General features: G+C 42.2%; 18 protein-coding genes. 14 read left to right on the top strand and 4 right to left on the bottom strand.

What is annotated here, in order from left to right:
- Nucleotides 1-153 precede the first annotated feature (153 nt).
- Genes atpD through M5U24_RS16585 form a run of 9 tightly spaced genes read left to right on the top strand, consistent with a single transcriptional unit; the run spans nucleotide 154 to nucleotide 6,820 of the window.
- Nucleotides 154-1,542 (top strand): F0F1 ATP synthase subunit beta, encoded by a 1,389-nt coding sequence (gene atpD / locus M5U24_RS16625; RefSeq protein WP_298203050.1) that lies wholly within the window; start codon nucleotides 154-156, stop codon nucleotides 1,540-1,542.
- Complete coding sequence (locus tag M5U24_RS16620; RefSeq protein ID WP_099326718.1) at nucleotides 1,539-1,931, top strand: F0F1 ATP synthase subunit epsilon; 393 nt, start codon at nucleotides 1,539-1,541, stop codon at nucleotides 1,929-1,931. The genes atpD and M5U24_RS16620 overlap by 4 nt, the downstream gene beginning before the upstream one ends.
- Nucleotides 1,924-2,238: an AtpZ/AtpI family protein gene (locus tag M5U24_RS16615; protein ID WP_099326717.1), complete on the top strand. Its 315-nt coding sequence runs from the start codon at nucleotides 1,924-1,926 to the stop codon at nucleotides 2,236-2,238. The genes M5U24_RS16620 and M5U24_RS16615 overlap by 8 nt, the downstream gene beginning before the upstream one ends.
- Before the next feature lie 53 nt (nucleotides 2,239-2,291).
- Nucleotides 2,292-2,597 (top strand): ATP synthase subunit I, encoded by a 306-nt coding sequence (locus M5U24_RS16610; RefSeq protein WP_157820735.1) that lies wholly within the window; start codon nucleotides 2,292-2,294, stop codon nucleotides 2,595-2,597.
- A gap of 13 nt (nucleotides 2,598-2,610) precedes the next feature.
- Entirely contained in the window at nucleotides 2,611-3,321 is a 711-nt protein-coding gene (locus M5U24_RS16605; protein ID WP_099326715.1) for a F0F1 ATP synthase subunit A, read from the top strand.
- A 6-nt stretch (nucleotides 3,322-3,327) separates the two neighbouring features.
- Nucleotides 3,328-3,609 (top strand): F0F1 ATP synthase subunit C, encoded by a 282-nt coding sequence (locus M5U24_RS16600; RefSeq protein ID WP_099326714.1) that lies wholly within the window; start codon nucleotides 3,328-3,330, stop codon nucleotides 3,607-3,609.
- Nucleotides 3,609-4,376, top strand: coding sequence for a hypothetical protein (locus tag M5U24_RS16595; RefSeq protein ID WP_099326713.1), 768 nt, complete (start codon nucleotides 3,609-3,611; stop codon nucleotides 4,374-4,376). The genes M5U24_RS16600 and M5U24_RS16595 overlap by 1 nt, the downstream gene beginning before the upstream one ends.
- Nucleotides 4,377-4,384: 8 nt before the next feature.
- Nucleotides 4,385-5,920: an alternate F1F0 ATPase, F1 subunit alpha gene (locus M5U24_RS16590; RefSeq protein ID WP_099327122.1), complete on the top strand. Its 1,536-nt coding sequence runs from the start codon at nucleotides 4,385-4,387 to the stop codon at nucleotides 5,918-5,920.
- Entirely contained in the window at nucleotides 5,921-6,820 is a 900-nt protein-coding gene (locus tag M5U24_RS16585; RefSeq protein WP_099326712.1) for a F0F1 ATP synthase subunit gamma, read from the top strand.
- A gap of 46 nt (nucleotides 6,821-6,866) precedes the next feature.
- Here the strand turns inward: M5U24_RS16585 and M5U24_RS16580 are convergent, their stop codons facing one another.
- Entirely contained in the window at nucleotides 6,867-7,490 is a 624-nt protein-coding gene (locus tag M5U24_RS16580; RefSeq protein WP_099326711.1) for a peptidoglycan DD-metalloendopeptidase family protein, read from the bottom strand.
- A 206-nt stretch (nucleotides 7,491-7,696) separates the two neighbouring features.
- Entirely contained in the window at nucleotides 7,697-8,671 is a 975-nt protein-coding gene (locus tag M5U24_RS16575) for a transposase (protein WP_099326710.1), read from the bottom strand.
- A 229-nt stretch (nucleotides 8,672-8,900) separates the two neighbouring features.
- Between M5U24_RS16575 and M5U24_RS16570 the strand changes: the two genes are divergently transcribed.
- Nucleotides 8,901-10,238 carry an IS1380-like element ISCku8 family transposase gene (locus M5U24_RS16570; protein WP_099323988.1) on the top strand — a complete coding sequence of 446 codons (1,338 nt, stop codon included), beginning with the start codon at nucleotides 8,901-8,903 and terminating at the stop codon, nucleotides 10,236-10,238.
- 402 nt (nucleotides 10,239-10,640) lie between these two features.
- Complete coding sequence (locus M5U24_RS16565) at nucleotides 10,641-10,850, top strand: type II toxin-antitoxin system HicB family antitoxin (RefSeq protein WP_099326708.1); 210 nt, start codon at nucleotides 10,641-10,643, stop codon at nucleotides 10,848-10,850.
- Between the two features lie 738 nt (nucleotides 10,851-11,588).
- Here M5U24_RS16565 and cooS read toward each other — a convergent pair.
- A complete protein-coding gene (gene cooS / locus M5U24_RS16560; RefSeq protein ID WP_164995071.1) occupies nucleotides 11,589-13,565 on the bottom strand; it encodes an anaerobic carbon-monoxide dehydrogenase catalytic subunit in 1,977 nt (658 codons plus the stop codon).
- Between the two features lie 334 nt (nucleotides 13,566-13,899).
- Between cooS and aroA the strand changes: the two genes are divergently transcribed.
- Nucleotides 13,900-15,174: a 3-phosphoshikimate 1-carboxyvinyltransferase gene (gene aroA / locus M5U24_RS16555; protein WP_230408019.1), complete on the top strand. Its 1,275-nt coding sequence runs from the start codon at nucleotides 13,900-13,902 to the stop codon at nucleotides 15,172-15,174.
- Between the two features lie 2 nt (nucleotides 15,175-15,176).
- Complete coding sequence (gene ribD / locus M5U24_RS16550; RefSeq protein ID WP_230405658.1) at nucleotides 15,177-16,280, top strand: bifunctional diaminohydroxyphosphoribosylaminopyrimidine deaminase/5-amino-6-(5-phosphoribosylamino)uracil reductase RibD; 1,104 nt, start codon at nucleotides 15,177-15,179, stop codon at nucleotides 16,278-16,280.
- 65 nt (nucleotides 16,281-16,345) lie between these two features.
- On the opposite strand, the gene M5U24_RS16545 is transcribed toward ribD, so the two are convergent.
- Entirely contained in the window at nucleotides 16,346-16,513 is a 168-nt protein-coding gene (locus M5U24_RS16545; protein WP_157820734.1) for a hypothetical protein, read from the bottom strand.
- Between the two features lie 526 nt (nucleotides 16,514-17,039).
- Between M5U24_RS16545 and M5U24_RS16540 the strand changes: the two genes are divergently transcribed.
- Entirely contained in the window at nucleotides 17,040-17,879 is an 840-nt protein-coding gene (locus M5U24_RS16540; RefSeq protein ID WP_099326706.1) for a universal stress protein, read from the top strand.
- The last annotated feature ends 70 nt before the right edge of the window (nucleotides 17,880-17,949 follow it).

The raw sequence follows: 17,949 nt of genomic DNA, 5'->3' as shown, positions 1-17,949 counted from the left end.
TGACCTATACTGATTTTTCGCAACAGGTCCGTTTTTTTAAAATACTACAATAACGCCATTATCAGCGGTGTAGCGGCGACGGATGAATTGCTGCTACATAAAGTATTACCAGTATTTCAACAAGTAATACGATAATAAATGAGTATGCATCCCATGTTACTACAAAAAGAAATCAATAAAGGTGAGATTGTATCGATAAGAGGAAGTATTGTGGACGTTCGCTTTCCAGGAAGAGTCCCTCCTATTCATAATGAACTCAGGGGAGAATTGGGAAATGTAAAATACGTAATCGAAGTAGTGATTCATCTTGATCATGAAACCGTTCGTGGAATAGCGCTAACTCCCACAGGGGGATTATACCGGGGGTTTATATTGACCGACATGGAACAAACGTTAAGGGTTCCCTTGGGAAAAGAATTACTTGGGAGAATGTTTAATGTTTTTGGTGAAACTATTGATAATGGAGAACCTCTTCGTGATGTTGTGTGGAAGTCCATATACCAGCCAACGATTTCACTGTCCAGCCGTTCCGTTTCTACAGAGATTTTCAGTACGGGAATTAAAGCAATCGATGTGCTTGCACCTCTTGAGAGGGGAGGAAAAGCAGGGCTTTTTGGAGGCGCCGGGGTTGGAAAGACAGTGCTTATTACTGAAATAATTCATAAAGTCATGGGGATTTACGGCGGAGTAAGCTTCTTTTGCGGTATAGGTGAACGGTGCCGCGAGGCTGAGGACCTTTTTCGGGAAATTAAAGCTGCCGGGGTTTTGGATAATACGGTAATGCTCTTTGGGCAAATGAATGAACCGCCAGGCGCGAGATTTCGTATAGGGCATGCGGCGCTTCGAATGGCTGAATATTTTCGGGATGAAGAAAAACAGGATGTGTTGCTCCTGATAGATAATATTTTTCGTTTTATACAGGCAGGTTCCGAGGTGTCGGGGCTTTTGGGGCAGTTGCCTTCCCGCGTAGGGTATCAACCTACATTGGGAACGGAACTCTCTGAACTACAGGAACGAATTTGCAGCACCTCTTCTGGGTCAATTACTTCTGTTCAGGCAGTGTATGTGCCTGCGGATGATTTTACAGACCCTTCTGCGGTTCATACGTTTAGTCATTTATCTGCCACAATCGTGTTGTCGCGAAAAAGAGCCAGCGAGGGTCTTTATCCAGCGATTGACCCGTTGCAATCGGGGTCAAAGATGCTTATGCCGCATATTGTTGGAAAGAAGCATTATCAGATTGCGCGCGAAATTTTAAAAATATTGGCAAACTATGAAGAACTCAAAGATATTATCGCTATGCTGGGTCTGGAAGAACTTTCTCCGGAAGACAGAAGGACGGTATATCTTGCCAGAAGGCTTGAGCGATTTTTTACACAACCCTTTTTTACGACTGAGCAATTTACCGGGCATAAAGGAAAAACAGTCGGCATTGAGGATGCATTGGAAGGATGTGAGCGGATTTTGAATGGAGAGTTCGATTCATTTCCGGAAAGCTCACTTTACATGATTGGCGGAATTGATGAAGCAAAGAAACCATGAAACTAAAAGTACTGCTTCCTACTGAAATATTTATAAACGAAGAAGTTGAAAAGGTCGTTGCGGAAGCGGATAATGGATATTTCTGCTTACTGCCCCGCCATGTAGATTTTGTATCTGCTCTTGTTCCGGGGCTTTTAATATACGAGCAGGAAGGACGCGAAGTATTCCTTGCTATTGATGAAGGGATTCTCGCAAAATGTGGCGCCGAGGTACTTGTTTCCACAAGAAATGCCGTTCGTGGCCCTGACCTTGGGAAATTGAAAGAAACGGTGGAAAATAAATTTCGTTCAGATGATGAACGAAAGAAAACCGCTCGCTCCGCTGTAGCAAAACTTGAGATTAATTTTGTACGGCAATTTATTGAACTTGGTGAAAGCAGACATGGTTGACCCTGCACAAAAGAAAGAGGATGATGTATTAAAAAAATTCGTTGTGGAAGTAGGGAAAAAAGAATCGCGTAAAATAAAAGGCAGGAAAGAATCGAAGTCCAAATCGTTTTGGTTTGGCATGGGCATGTCGGGGATCATAGGCTGGTCGATAACTATTCCCACATTACTTGGCATAGCACTTGGTATCTGGATTGATAAAAAATGGCCGTCGCCTGTGTCATGGACGCTTACGCTTCTTAGTGTTGGCATAGCAATTGGTTGCCTGAATGCGTGGCGCTGGATAAAAATGTCCGATAAAAATGATTAATGTGAATCTTGCTTTACTGTTAAATATATCTGGAACAAAGGGGAATAATGATTATGGTAAATGATATATTTACGCTTGCCACTGCACTTGCAGTTGGAATGGCGGTAGGTTTGCTGAATTTTGCCGGCATGTGGAGTACCATACATTATCTTCCAATAATAAAATACCCCTCCGCACTGATTATGCTAAGTTATATTATACGCATGGCGATTGTTCTGGCTACATTTTATTTCATCATGGATGGCCGCTGGGAACGATTACTTGTGTGTTTAGTGGGGTTCTTTATTGTACGACGAGTATTGGTAAAACGTTTTCTTCCCGAAGGGTCCAAGATGAAGATGACATACCATTCAAAATAGTGGGGGGTAATGCGTGAATATAAGTCCTGACAATACAATAGTTCTTCACATTGGGCCGATCGCATTAAATGCGACCATTGTCTATACCTGGATTACCATGGCAGTGATTGTTGCGCTGTCATGGTTTGGCACGAAGAAATTGACGACAGAATGCAAGATATCCCGCTGGCAAAATCTTCTTGAAACGCTTGTATTAGGCATGAATAAACAGATTCGGGCAATCAGCAACCAGGAACCGGACAGGTTTTTGCCTATCGTGGGAACGTTATTTTTATTCATTTCAGTGTCTGTCATTATGAGTATTATTCCGGGGTATCAATCGCCCACCGGTTCCTTATCAACCACTGCAGCGCTTGCCATTTGTGTATTTGTGGCAGTGCAGTTTTACGGAATATCAAAACGCGGTTTTATAGGTTATTTGAAACATTATTTGAAACCCACGCCATTCATGTTGCCGTTCAATATTTTGGGAGAAGCCTCCCGTACGATAGCGCTTGCAGTCAGGCTTTTTGGAAACGTTATGAGCGGGTCTGTTATCATCGCAATCCTGCTTTCGATTGCGCCAATTTTTTTCCCCATTCTCATGCAGGCGTTGGGCTTGCTGACAGGGTTAATACAGGCGTACATTTTTGCTATTCTTTCTATCGTGTATATCGCTTCTGCAACGCGGGTTTATGAAGAAAAAGAACAAACATTAGAAAAATATGGAAAAGGAAAGGAGTAAAACAGCATGGATAATGTTGGCCTGATTGGAATGGTATCTATTATTGTCGCCGGTTTTACAATAGCGGTTGGTTCGATTGGCCCCGCGCTGGGAGAGGCTCGTGCGGCGGCTCAGGCTCTCAGTTCAATTGCACAGCAGCCTGACGAGGCAAATACAATTACGAGGACGTTGTTTGTCAGCATGGCTATGATAGAATCCACTGCGATCTATTGTTTTGTTGTAGCTATGATTGTTATTTTTGCAAATCCTTTTTGGAATTATGTGATAACTAAAGCCGGGGGACAGTGATGCTTATTAATTGGTTCACCGTATTTGCCCAAATATTTAACTTCCTGCTTCTTGTTTTTCTCCTGAAGCATTTTCTTTATGGAAGGATTATTTCGGTTATGAATGCAAGAGAAGAAATGATCGCTTCCAAATTGCAGTCGGCGGAACAGAAGATGATTGACGCAGACAACGAAAGAGAACTTTATCTTCAAAAAAATAAGGAAAATGATGCAAGATGCGAAAGTCTCTTTACCAGCGCAAGTTTGGAAGCAGAAGCACAGAAAAAGGAACTTATTGAAAATGCACGCAGGGAAGTTGAAGAATTGAAAGAACGATGGCATGAATCATTGAAGGAAGAGAGAGAAACGTTTCTTGCAAATCTCCGGAAAAAAACGACTACGCAGATATATGCTATTCTGAGAAAAATATTGTCGGATCTTTCAAGTGCTGATCTTGAAAAAAATATGACAGATACCTTTCTTAAAAAAATCAGAAATCTTGGCAACACAGAGAAAAACAAGATTAAAGACATTTTAGAACAATCACACTATCAGGCAGTGATAACCAGTATGTTTGAGATTCCTGCAGAACAGCAGCAAATCATTACCACTGAAATCAGCAATGTCATGGGTGAAAAACTGGAAATTCAATATATATCTCCCCATGACCATATTTGTGGAATAGACTTCAGGGTAAAAAACTACAGGATCGGATGGAACCTCGATGATTACATTAAATTCCTTGAGAAAGAAGTGGATAAAACATTGGATGAAGAATTAGCGAGGTAATCATGATTATGGCGACTACTGGAAATCTCATGGAAACACAAATTAACAAGGCATTTGATGCCTTCGGACAGATATTGGAGAAAAAAGAATATCCACTGGAAATACGGGAAACAGGCACGGTTACTTACGTGGGAAAAGGAATTGCGCGGGTAAATGGCTTATGGAATGTGAAATCTGAAGAAATGGTGCTTTTTTCCGGCAGTCTTCCCGGCCTGGTATTCAACCTGGATCATGGGGAAGCTGGGATCATTTTGCTCGACGAAGATGATGATATAAAAGCGGGAGGCGAAGTGCAGCGGACAGGCAAGGTCATAGATGTGCCTGTCGGTAAAATGCTGCTTGGGCGCGTGATAGATGCTGTGGGAAGGCCTTTGGATAATTATGGCCCGGTACGAACAACTCACCGTCAAATTATAGAGAGAGAAGCGCCGGCTATTATTGACCGTTCTCCGGTAAATATACCGCTGCAAACAGGAATAAAGGTGATAGACGCCTTAATCCCCATAGGAAGGGGGCAAAGAGAACTCATTCTTGGCGACCGCCAGACAGGAAAGACAACGATTGCCCTGGACACGATTATTAATCAAAAAGATAAGGGGGTTATTTGCGTTTACTGCGCAATAGGGCAAAGAAGTTCTTCCGTGGCAAAATTGATAGCGGATCTTCGGAAAAATGATGTATTGGATAATACAATTATCGTGGTTGCCGCTGGTGAATCGACTCCCGGAATGAAATATATCGCTCCTTATGCCGCCACTGCCATGGCGGAATATTTCATGTATAAGGGAGAGGATGTGCTCATCGTGTACGATGATTTAACGAATCATGCACGGGCATACCGGGAACTATCCCTCCTGCTGAGAAGGCCGCCTGGCAGGGAAGCTTTTCCCGGCGATATTTTTTATATTCATTCCCGCCTGCTGGAAAGATCCACACACCTGAAAAAAGAGCTTGGAGGAGGGTCTTTGACCTCTTTGCCTATTATTGAGACGGAAGCGCAGAATATTTCGGCGTATATTCCTACAAATTTGATTTCTATCACTGACGGACAGATTTATCTATCTCCGGAACTTGCGCAGAAAGGGATTATGCCGGCTGTAAATGTAGGGAGGTCGGTATCCAGAGTCGGGGGCAAGGCACAATTTCCGTCTTACAGGATGGTGGCAAGTGATTTACGGCTTTCTTACGCTCAATTTGAGGAGTTGGAGAGGTTTGCGCGTTTCAGCACGCGGTTAGATGAATCAACCCGAAAAATTATTGAGCGTGGGAAACGTGTCCGTGAGATTCTCAAACAGCCACAGTTTCAACCTGTGCCGGTTTCTGTGCAAATTGTTGTTTTAATGGCAGTAGTGGAAGGCTTATTGGATAAATCGCCCATAGAGCTTATTTCTGCAGCGGAATCCGCCATCAGTAAAGAAGTGACTGAAAAATTGCCTGACGTATGCCAGAAGATTGAAAAAGGAGAACAACTCATTGACGAAGACCGGTATAAAATTGTCTCTCTGGCAAGAAATGTTATTGCTGAAAAAGAAGAGGGCATTTAGATGCTAACACTTGAACGGTTGAGGAGGAAAATTCAGAGCGCTGAAGATTTGCATGCCATAGTAAAAACTATGAAAACGCTTGCAGCGATAAATGTTCGCCATTATGAGGAAGCTGTTGAAGCGGTTTCCGGTTACTACCGAACCATTGAAATGGGCCTTCAGGTGGTTCTCCAAAAAGGAGAGGGAGAAGTTGTTTCAAAAATATCAGGAAAGGAAAAAACTGCAGGATGCGCCGTGGTATTCGGTTCCGACCATGGCCTTTGTGGCGGATTCAATAGTCAAATAACATCATATGCGCTGGAAAGCATGTACAGCAAAAGCATTGCCCATGAACGATATGTTTTGCTCTGCGTCGGAGTGCGGGCAGCAGATCTTATCGAAGAACGAGGGCATCCTGTTGAAGAAATATTCCCTGTACCGGCGTCCCACTCAGAGCTTGTAGAAACCGGATACAAAATTGTAACGGCGCTTAACAGTTTGGAAGAGAAGGGGAAAATTACAAAGGTTATTTTGTTTCACCATAAATTGTTATCCAGCACTTCCTGCAAACCTCAAACAGCGCATCTCTTGCCGCTGGATCAGGAATGGTTGGATGCGTTAGCGGGGAAAAAATGGCCATCTCATATAATTCCAACATTTACAATGGAGAGGAGGAAACTTTTTTCAACGCTTGTTCGCCAGTATATTTTTGTTTTACTCTATCGGGCACTTGCAGAGTCTATGGCAAGTGAAAACGCAAGCCGGCTTTCTTCCATGCAAACTGCAGAAAAAAATATAAAAGAAACGGTTGAAGGGTTGAATATGTCCTATCGTCATCAGTATCAGACCTCTATCACTGAAGAACTTCTTGATATAGTAGCGGGCTTTGAGGCGTTGCAATCAGAAGGGAAACAATTTTGATTCATTTCTTTTTGTAACATGGGAGAATAATTCGGTAAGCCAAAAATCAGTCTTTTGCCGGAAAATAATCCTCCGGATCGACCCATTCCCTTTCAACGGTAAATTTGCAATCGATAAACTCAAGAGGATTACAGAGGGTGGTTATCTGTGGGGCATTTATCATTTTCCATGTAAGTCTTTCATGGGGAAAAGATACAGGTATCCATGCCACTGTGATATGCACATGGGGAAGAATCCTTGCATGTTCCCGCACATTTGCGGTGGTTGCAAGTATGTTGCCCTCGCTCACCATATCTCCCGTATTAAGGCCATTCACTGGAATGGTATGTCCATATATAGTGAAAAGCGCATGTCTGCGCTCGTCGTAGGTATTGTGCTGCACATAGATAGATTTGCCCAGAAAATCATCGTGGATATGCGCTACCCTTCCATCATAGAGCGCCGGGATCTTTGTTTTATAGCCAATAGTACGTATACCTCCCGTTGTATCCCGGTAAAAACAGAAATCAACTCCTTCGTGAGGTTGGCGGCGAATACCTGCATCTGACCACCATTTATGATGATCATTAAACAACATGCCGGGGTAAAAAACCCAATTTTCAAACCCTAGCCGGTCAAAATTATTTTGTTTTATAATAAATTGGTGGAATCGCGATTTTTCAATAGTCATAATGCGGTCTGGAAATGTCGTGCGGGAGAAGTAATCGGGGAGCTGCTTTATTAGTATCTTTTTGCAGTCGGCAATCTACAGTCGGCAGTCGGCAAATTGCCGATTGAGGATTGCCGACTGAAGACTGAAGATTGAAGACTGAGGACTGTTTCGTGTTTGTTTGATTCTGGCTATGCTAGCTTAAGGGGAGAGGGGTCAATGCCTTCTCATTGGAGGATAGCTTCAATCCTTTTGATAATCCCGGAAAGATGCCTGTTGCCTTTAAGTTTTGCCCGTAATCGTTTTCTCTCCATGCTTACAGTGCTATAGCCAATCCCCATCATTTCTCCGATCTCCGTTCCGCTTAGCCCGCCAAAACGGTACAATAAGTCCATGGCTATTTGCCGTATTACACCCCGTTCATTCTTTATTTCATCAAAACTTTTCTTTGTCTCCTTGCAGAGTGCTTTAATGATGGTCTCTTTTCTGATATAGTTTTTTAACCGCCGTGCAGGTAAAATCTCACGTGATCTCAGCGGTAAATATTTATCTCTCACCCTGTTGATAAACCCGGTGCTCCCCAGTATGTTTCCACCAACAACCATATTTTTTATTTTAATACCTGCCGGCAAATCACTGCAAACAGCCTCCCAATACAATTGCCGTCCTTTTTTGTTGTCGCCTCCATATGGCTCAAGTACCCCGGCATACGCTATAATGTCATTTCTTTTGGTATGATCGATAGTACCTAAAAGGCTGCTCCACGCATAGTTCTTCAAATAATTTCTCTTTTCCGATAGCGGCAGTTTTTTCCCCAGCCTCGTATTGAGAGGGTTTAAATGAATATATCGGGACACAATATCCAGATACGCTTTCTTTTCAAGGAGAATGCTCTTGTATCTCCCCTGATACAAATGGCCTGTCCTTTTGTGTCTTTTATTGTAATATGCGGTGTAGGTAATGTTAATCCATTTCATAAATTCACTGAGATTGGCGAGGGGTGTTTCTAAAAGCAGATGGAAATGATTCTCCATGAGAACGTAACCATACAGAAGGTTAGTATAAGTTTTCAGCCCGTCATTCAACAACTCAAGAAACAGTTTCTTATCCTGGTCATCCCTGAATATTGCCTTACGCTTGTTACCCTGGCAGGTCACAAGATATAATGCATTTTTATATTGTATGCGTAGTGGTCTTGCCATGCGGGTATCATATCAGATACAAGCTATTTGTCAATCATTAAGATTTGACCCCGCCTTTTCTTTGAAATGTTTAATTTTTTGTAATTGACAGGTGGAAATAATAAGCAACCTAAATCCTGCAAACAAGGCAAAGCCTTGTTGCAGGAATAGGATTGAAATGGTAGGATTTCCAAGGTATTCGGCGGTATATTGATAACAAAAAACACCTGAAAGGAGATTCACCATTTCGATGAAGAATATAGCAAAAAAATACAGCAAAAGACAACCGAAAATCAAGGCAGAGATGAGCGGGAAAGGCTTAACGGTACATGCAGGGCTTTTACCGGTATTGAATTTTATGGGTAAGCTGATGTTCCGGGAGAGAGTCCATGAAGCGGTCCATAAGGATCGTGGAGCAAATGCCCGGTATCAGTTTGTCGATGCGGTACAAATGGTAGTGATAGGGTTGATAGCAGGGGCGACATCGATGGTAGAGGTGATGAAGGTGTGTACAGATGAGGTATTGAAGAAGATGTCCGGGTGGAAAGAGGTACCTGTAGATACTACGATAGGACGTATTATGAAGCTGGCGAGTCAGGGAGATATAGTGGAACTGACGGGGGTGATCCACCGGTTTAGGGGAAAGATATGGAAGCGTGCGGTGAGATCAGGCCATAAACTCAGGAGTGCTCTTTGCGAAGTATGGATAGATGTTGATTCTACCGTAGATGGTGTATATGGGAAACAGGAGGGTGCAGAGGTAGGATATAATCCGCACAAGAAGGGGCAGAAGGCGTATCATCCCTTAATGGCATTTATTGCAGAAACAAAGGAGGTATTACATAGTTGGTTCCGCTGTGGAAGCGCCTACACGAGTAACGGAGTAGTAGAGTTCATGAAGGAATGTATGGCGTACATGAATAAGGGGGTAAGGGTGGTATTTCGGGGAGACAGCGGTTTTTTTACCGGAGAATTACTTGAATACCTTGAGTCAATATTGGCGGGATATCTGATTAAGGTAAAGCTGAAGAATCTGGAAGGATTGCTTGAAGGGCAGAAATGGAATGAGGTGAAAGGGGAGCCAGGATGGGAACAGGCTGAATTTTGGTATCGATGTGCAGGGTGGGATCGTGCGAGACGTTTTGTGGCAGTGCGGCAATTGGTCAAAAGAGAAAAGAAATTAGTAGAAGTGTCCGTGTATGAGTATTTTTGTTACGTTACAACGGAGCGGTTAAGTCCGATGGAAGCGCATCGTTGTTATGGAAAGAGGGCTACCTGCGAGACTTTGATAGAAGAGAGTAAAGGACAGATGAATGCGGGGCACATACGTACGGGTGAATTTTTGGCCAATGCTGCGCTATTTCAGTGTGCGGTGTTAGCGTATAATCTTTTGAAGTGGATGGGATTGCTCAGTGGTGGAGTGATACAAAAGTGGGAAGTAAAGACGATGAGACTGTGGTTAATCCGTGTGGCAGGGAAACTGGTGGAGAGAAGCCGGCAGATGACATTAAAATTGCCGGAGAAATTTCTCCATCAGGAGGAATGGGAAAAGTGGGAACGCATGTCACTGGATGTAGTTTTTCAGTAGAAAACCGACGTTGTATTTCGTTTTTTTAGTCTTTTGAGAGTGGTAAGTATACCGCAGATGGAGACAGTACATCCCTATCTTGATTTTCATTGCATCAGAGAGCACGTTTCCGACAATTTCCCATGTCTTTTTGTTTAAAGTAGTACAATAGCGCTACCACAATTGCTAAAAAACGGATATCTGTTATCGCTTTTTGCCAATCTTGGTAGTGGAAAATACTGATTTTCGCATTGCGAAAATCGTTTGCAGGATTTAGGAGCAATAATAATCTCAAAAGCTCATTCCTTTTTCAAATACTTCAGCATAGCTTTTGCCATTCTCCCCAGCATAGCTGGGGGCTTAGCTTAGGAGTTAAACAGGTACGCAATATAATATTAAAATACAAGTTGGGAGACAAAGAAAATGAGCAGATATGAAATAATTATCTACTGGAGCGTAGAGGATCATGCCTTCATTGCAGAAGTTCCGGAATTGCCAGGCTGTGCAGCCGATGGAGCTACATATCAGGAGGCGCTCAGTAATGCTGAAATTGTTATCAAAGATTGGCTAGAGACTGCTAAGGAATTAGGACGTCATGTTCCCGAACCTAAAGGCAGGTTAATTTTCGCATAAAAGAATAGCGGGTGGGAAAAAACAATGAATGTTTAAAAGGAAATTTGTGAATTTGTATTGTATTTCGTGATAGCCTGTAAAGATTTTCCAATTTCTTTTCTTAATATTTATTATTTAAGATGTGACCATAGTCACCTACTTATAATTATGATTATTATGAACGGAAACCGGAACCGACCCGTCCACTTTAGAAAGCTTTCTGGTTGGAATAGAGTAGTGAAGTCTTTGAGGATTTCCACAAAGATAGATGTATAACATTACGTTCGAGGCGGATGCCGTGACTCGGCCGCGGCGCTTCTCGGTTCTGTTTGTAGCCGGTACCGCTCAACTGGGACGTTACACATAATAAAATGACATGCGGAGTAACACTTTAGTTTTTTGGAAAAGCAGGGGCTAAACATTTGCCGGTTTGGGCATGAACGCATTTATAACAATTTATAGCAAATGCTTCTCCCCTACAATATGCGGCAAACATCGCTACTATTGGTTTTTTCTAAAACTATATTGGTACTAAAAAATGAATGGCCGGATGGGGTGACGATTATTTTTGTAAAGTACCAAAAAGATTTCCGTTATGATGCGATTGCCCTGTGCCTGAATCATACACCTCTTTCTTACCCATTAAGCTGCCATAGCCAAACAAACACGAAAACAGTCTGCAGTCCTCAATCCTCAGTCCTCAATCTGCAATTTGCCGACTGTAGATTGCTGACTAAGGTACTGATGTGTTGAAAATTATCATATCCCCAATGCCCTTCTTTTCTTTTGAATATGATGTATCATCTTTTTTGCCGATTCAACAGGGTCGATTTCAATGATTAATGTGCTGCCGGTGATACTTTCCAGTTTGTTGGTGAGCATATCAATTACATACGGAGAACCTCCAAGCTTTGGCGTTACACCAATGTGTGTGGTAATTCCAAGCGCCATAACCCCCATATAAATAGCGGCCGCTTTTTCCACAACATGTTCGGCGGCGCTTGCAACAAGAGGGAGCTTATCGATGGATGTGTTCAGATAATCTGCAATGGCTGAAGCCAATACAGCGCAGCGTGAATTATCCACGCATGAACCAAAGTGAAGGATAGGGGGGATGCTTCCATTTAATCCAGAGGTTTTTCCTATTGTTTCCAGAACACCCCGCAAAGAATCACCTGCATATTTTTTCGCCTCTCCTGTCAGTAATCCGTGACGCGCGCATGCCGTTGCCGCGCAGCCTGTAGCAAGGACCAAAACGTTATTCTTTAAAAGCTCCTTTGCCATGATAACAAAACTCATGTCTGTTTGAATCTTTGAGGACAAACAACCGGCAAGCACGGCAACGCCCTGAATAGAACCATCCACTATAAGATCGACAAGCGGTTTTAGCGGCTGTTGGGCATTTAATTTTTTCAGGACGTCAATCATTACCTCGGTAGAAAAGCCACCCATTAATTTATGCCCCTTGGCTTTTGGCAGAAATACGCGGTCAGACAAACGATCTTTATACGCTTTGATTGCCTCCTCTACAATTTGCCTTGCGGATTCATGGGCGTTTTCCGGAGTAAATTCAATATAGGTATCATTGTCCATCCGCAATTCAGGCATGGTAGTAATTAATCGGGTATGGAGCCCCTTTGTAATTGACGAAAGTGATGGATACACACACTGTACATCCACACATACGGCGTCTACCAGTCCTGTGCCAACCACAAGTTCCTGCATAATTGTGCTACCAGCCATGGGTATGCCGAGCCTCATTAATACTTCCGTACCGGTGCAGCAGGTTCCTACCACATTAATGCCTTTCGCCCCCGCCTCTTTTGCCATGTCCTCAAGTTTGTTTGCAAAATGAACTACCATTTCAGAAAGTACCGGCACATGGCCATGTACAAGGATATTTACCTTGTCTTTATCGAGTGCGTCCATACCTATCGAGCTTTCTTTGGGTGTGGGTACTCCCAGCAAAATGTCCTGTAATTGTGTTGAAATGTAGAGGGCCAATACATCAATTACCCCGTATTTTAAACACGACATGATAAGGTGGTCTGTGCTGCTCATCATCCCCTGGGCGGTACTATGGATTCCCTGAACTATTGCCTCTGCAGCGCCTTTTTGAGGAACAATGCCTGCCTTTGCCAGTTTATCAATATTTTTTGGTGCAAGGGCAAGAGCAAAATTCATAGGTCCCTCTCCCTGCCCAACAAGGTCTTCCATCGCTTTTTGACCGACTTCCTTAGCAATATCAAGCATTTGCATGCCGTCAGTATTTATGCCCAATTCTTTTGCCACGGCATAAAGTTTTGCCTCATCTTTTATTGGGAAATTTTCAGACCCTTTAGCTGCCGCGACAAACGCTTTCGCCACATGTATTGCATGCCCCAGGTGCGAGCTTGTGCCGCGCAGCACCGTTTGAAGAAACATACCGGCAACCATATTATCAGCCGTTTTGCCGCAGGAACTCCTCTTTACCTTTGGGGCTGCAAGCCTTGTATGAAGAGGTAATTCTTCACTATCCAGCCGGCAGGGACCAAGGTTGCAGTTTCGGCAACAGAGTCCATGACTTCCAAATCCACACCTGTCTTTTAATCCAAACAGGCTTGTATCGTAAGCCGCCTGTATATCCCAAACAGTTTCAATACCCTGTTGTCGCAAAAAATCAACGGTCTCCTCAATTTGCTTATCAGCAAAGGCTTTTTTTCTTAATTCCTTTTCTTTTTTTAAAAAATGTTTCATTTGTCCACCTTTATTTTTCCCAAGCAATAAAACAATATAAAGAAAGCTGTCGTACCTATTAGTATTTTAAAAATCAGCGGGATTCTATCAAATCACAGAAACAAAGTCAATTTTGGAACATGTGTTATTCAGACAGTCATGGTTCTTTTTAAATAGTGGAAAAACAGAACATGACGATTATTAAATATATTTTTTCAAATATTTGACGTATGCATTATTTTCTTTTAATTCGCTATATGTTTGCTATATTGAGTTTGTTTGCAGTCAATCAGATGTAAAATTAAAATATCTATTATATCATGAACAACAAGTTTTAAACGGACGGGATGTCAGAATGAATGTGATTGAGATTAAACCTGTTACAGGAAGAATAAACACGATAATTCGGGTTCCAGGTTCAAAAAGTTATACAAACAGGGCATTAATTACAACGGCACTTGCCGACGGAATCTCTTCAATAAATAATGCCCTTTTTAGCGATGATACACATTATATGGCGTCATGTTTAAATTCTCTTGGGATTCCTGTGGAGGAGCGAAAAGACACGAATACATTTATTGTTAATGGCAAGGGGGGGTGTATTCCCGCAGAGAAGGCAAATCTGTTTGTTGGTAATGCCGGGACTGCCATGAGATTTCTTACCGCTCTGCTTACGTTAGGGTACGGGGTGTATGAAATTGGCGGCGTGGAACGAATGGGACAAAGACCTATACAGGATTTGCTGGAGGGTTTAAACCAACTTGGCGCTGAAGTAAAATCAAAACTTGACAATGGCTGCCCTCCGGTCATCATCAAGGGCAAGGGGTTAAAGGGAGGGAAGGCTATAGTGAATGGCGATTTAAGCAGTCAATATTTTAGCGCTTTATTAATGGTTTCTCCCTATGCAGAGAATGATGTGACAATAGAAGTGAAGGGCGATCTGGTGTCAAAGCGTTATGTTGATATGACCATTGATTTAATGGGCAAGCACGGCGTAACTGTTGAAAATATCGGTTACAAAAGACTGTTGGTGAAAAGTGGACAGCGGTACAAAACAATTTCTTATGAAGTGGAAGGAGATGCTTCCGCAGCGTCTTATTTTTTTGCTGTTGCGGCGATTACCGGCGGAAGAGTGCGGGTTGAAGGTGTAGGAAAAGATTCTTTGCAGGGCGACGTCCAATTTGCCGATGTTTTAAAAAAAATGGGATGTCATGTGGATAGGGGAAGGGACTGGATAGAAGTCAGCGGCAGGGCATTACATGGCGTAGATGTTGATATGGGGGATATGCCTGATGTGGCTCAAACATTAGCGGCGGTTGCGGTTTATGTGAAAGGCAAAACAAGGGTGCGAAATGTTAAAAACATGAGAATTAAGGAAACGGATAGAATCGCCGCTGTAGCAAAAGAATTGCGGAAAATGGGGATATCTGTCACGGAATATGAAGATGGTTTTGAGATTGAACCTTCTATGCCGAAACCTGCGGAAATAGAAACCTATGATGACCATCGCATGGCAATGAGTTTTGCTTTGATAGGATTAAAATCAGACGGGATATTTATTAAAAATCCGAAATGTGTCTCTAAAACATTTCCTAATTATTTCCAACTGATAGAAAAATTGCGGGGATAGTTATGCCGCTTATGAAAGAACATGACGAAGAATATATGACGCTTGCATTGGAACTTGCAGAAAAAGGCAGGGGGATGGTTGAACCGAATCCAATGGTAGGCGCTGTCATTGTAAAAAACAATGAAATCGTGGGGAAGGGGTATCATAAGAACTATGGCGGCGCTCATGCGGAAATACACGCGATAAATGAAGGCGGAGTAAATTGCAAAGGCGCAACGCTATATGTAACCATGGAACCATGCGCTCATTATGGCAAAACCGCGCCTTGTGCTGCCGCTATAATTTTGGCGGGAATTGCAAAGGTTGTAACTACATGCGTGGACCCTAATCCGGTTACATCCGGCAAAGGGGTGAAGCAATTACAGGCTGCGGGAATAACTGTGCGCATGGGCGTCATGGAAGATCAAGCCAAAAAACTTAATGCCCCTTTTTTTAAATTAATTCAAAAGGGGATGCCTTATATAATTGTAAAGTGGGCAATGTCGATTGATGGGAAGATTGCCACCGTCACCGGCGATTCAAAATGGATTACGTCGGAAGAATCCCGCCGGTATGTTCATACATTACGAAGTCAGGTTGACGGTGTTATGGTGGGAATTAACACCGTTTTGAAAGATGATCCGCTATTGACGTGCCGCTTTAATGGGGGGAGAAATCCAAAAAGAATCATTATTGATAGCAGGGCCTCGCTTCCCTTAACATCAGCGCTTATCAGGACTGTCCAACAAAGTGAAATAATTATCGCGGTGAGTAAAAACGCCCCCCAAAAAAAAGTTGAGATATTACGGCAATCGGGATGCCGGGTTATAGAAACAAATGGCGATTACGATCATGTTGATTTAAAAGAACTCTTTTTAAAACTGGGGTCAATGCGGTTGACCAATATTATGGTGGAAGGTGGTAGCAAAATAATCACCTCATTACTGAAAGAACGTCTTGCGGATAAAATTATTGTATTTATCGCTCCCATCATAATTGGAGGATGTGGGGATACCTCTCCGGTGCTGGGTAAGGGCGTTGAAAACGTTTGCGATGCGCTGAAAATAAGAGAAGTAAGGCACTATAGATTTTCAGACGATATTGTAGTGGAAGGACTTTTAAATTAAAAAATCTGCGAAGTCTTCTTTCGGAATAAGTATATGTAAATGGTATGTGGGATAACATCGCCTGTTTACGCAGGTTCTACTGCGCCATCTTCATCATCAAGAGATCTTTCAATTTCGAATTCAATTTCTTTTCTTGGCTCAAGTACTAACTTCTTATATCTCTCTTTGATAAATGATAAACGCTCAGTTTTCTTTGACTGGTTATCTGTGGAATGATTAGCCTCTAAAATCATTTTATTACTTTCTCCCGCTTATAAAATAGGTTAAATCCGACAATCAGAAATAAATAAAAATCGATAAAAATTATATACCTGCAGCACATAATGTCAAGCCTAAATTAACCACAAAAATAAGAAATAAAACACAACAAATGAATATGCCTTCCTGGAGCGATATTAGCATTTAATGAGGGCTTGAAGAGTGTCTGAATTTCTTTGACATTCATTCAGATGCTAAAGATGGTGGTGGAAAATATATTTCACCATCTTTATAACACTTTATTTTTTTGAAAAAGTAGGGGCGAAGCATTTGCCCGTTTTGGGTATAAACGCACTTATGACAATTTACAGCAAATGCTTCGCCCTTACACTGCGATTATTGGAATTTTTTAAAAAATAAAGTGTTATCAATTTTTAAGTCATATTTTAACTTGACAAAAATTTATCACAACGTAATAATCACATTGCTTCTGTGCTTTGTAAAATGCCCTAATGACGTAATTAGTGGCAAATAATATAAATTTTTTTATCAAGGTTATCTATGTTAAAACAAATTATAGTTCCTACTGATGGTTCCGATAATAGCCTTGCCGCAGCAGATTATGCCGTGAGTATCGCGAAAACAAATGATGGGAGTGTGCATGGACTATTTGTGAAAGATATTAAAATTCTGGCGGGTCCTTTGATTCATGACATTGGCACAAGCATTGGCGGTATGGTTCCCTATGGGACGTTTAATCAAACGGTCAGGGAAATGCTTGATTCTAAGGCAGACGCAGCTTTGAATCAGGTAGAAGGGAAGTGCATACAAGCGGGAGTACCATTTACCCGTGAAATACAAGAAGGCATTGTAAATCATGAAATTGTAAAATCATCGGCAAATTATGATTTGATTGTTATGGGGAAAAAGGGGGTTCACGCTGAATGGCTGGATGTCTTTCTTGGTTCAAACGTAGAATTCGTTGTGCGGAAAACACATAAGCCCGTACTTATAACGCCTGCTGGATTTAAACCCTTTCGTAACATGCTAATTGCATACGACGGGAGCCTGTTTGCAGATAAGGCATTAGCGATAGGGGCGGAGATGGCACAACTCATGGAATTAAATATGACGTTACTATGTGTTGATGATACCAGGGAAAAAGCCTTGCAAATCTTATCCAAAGCAAAAACTTTTCTCGATGGTCTTAACCTCACACCAAACATTGTTCCAATAGAAGGAAAAGATCATGCAAAGGGTATACAGGATGCATGTAAAGACAACTGCGATTTGTTAGTGATGGGCGCGTATGGACATTCCAAACTACAAGAAATGATTTTGGGCAGCACGACTACAAGGGTAATGAGACATACTGATTGCCCACTATTGCTTTACCGGTAAGTAAGCGTGTTTTATAAATGAGAAAAAAGCATTGGCGATTGTTCCGCATTACGGGATATGTTTCTCGTAG

It is taken from the genome of Candidatus Kuenenia sp. (genome assembly GCF_027493735.1).
GTDB lineage: Bacteria > Planctomycetota > Brocadiia > Brocadiales > Brocadiaceae > Kuenenia > Kuenenia stuttgartiensis_A.
The sequence above is the reverse complement of the archived record's forward strand: the minus strand, read 5'-3'. Positions and strand labels throughout refer to the sequence as shown.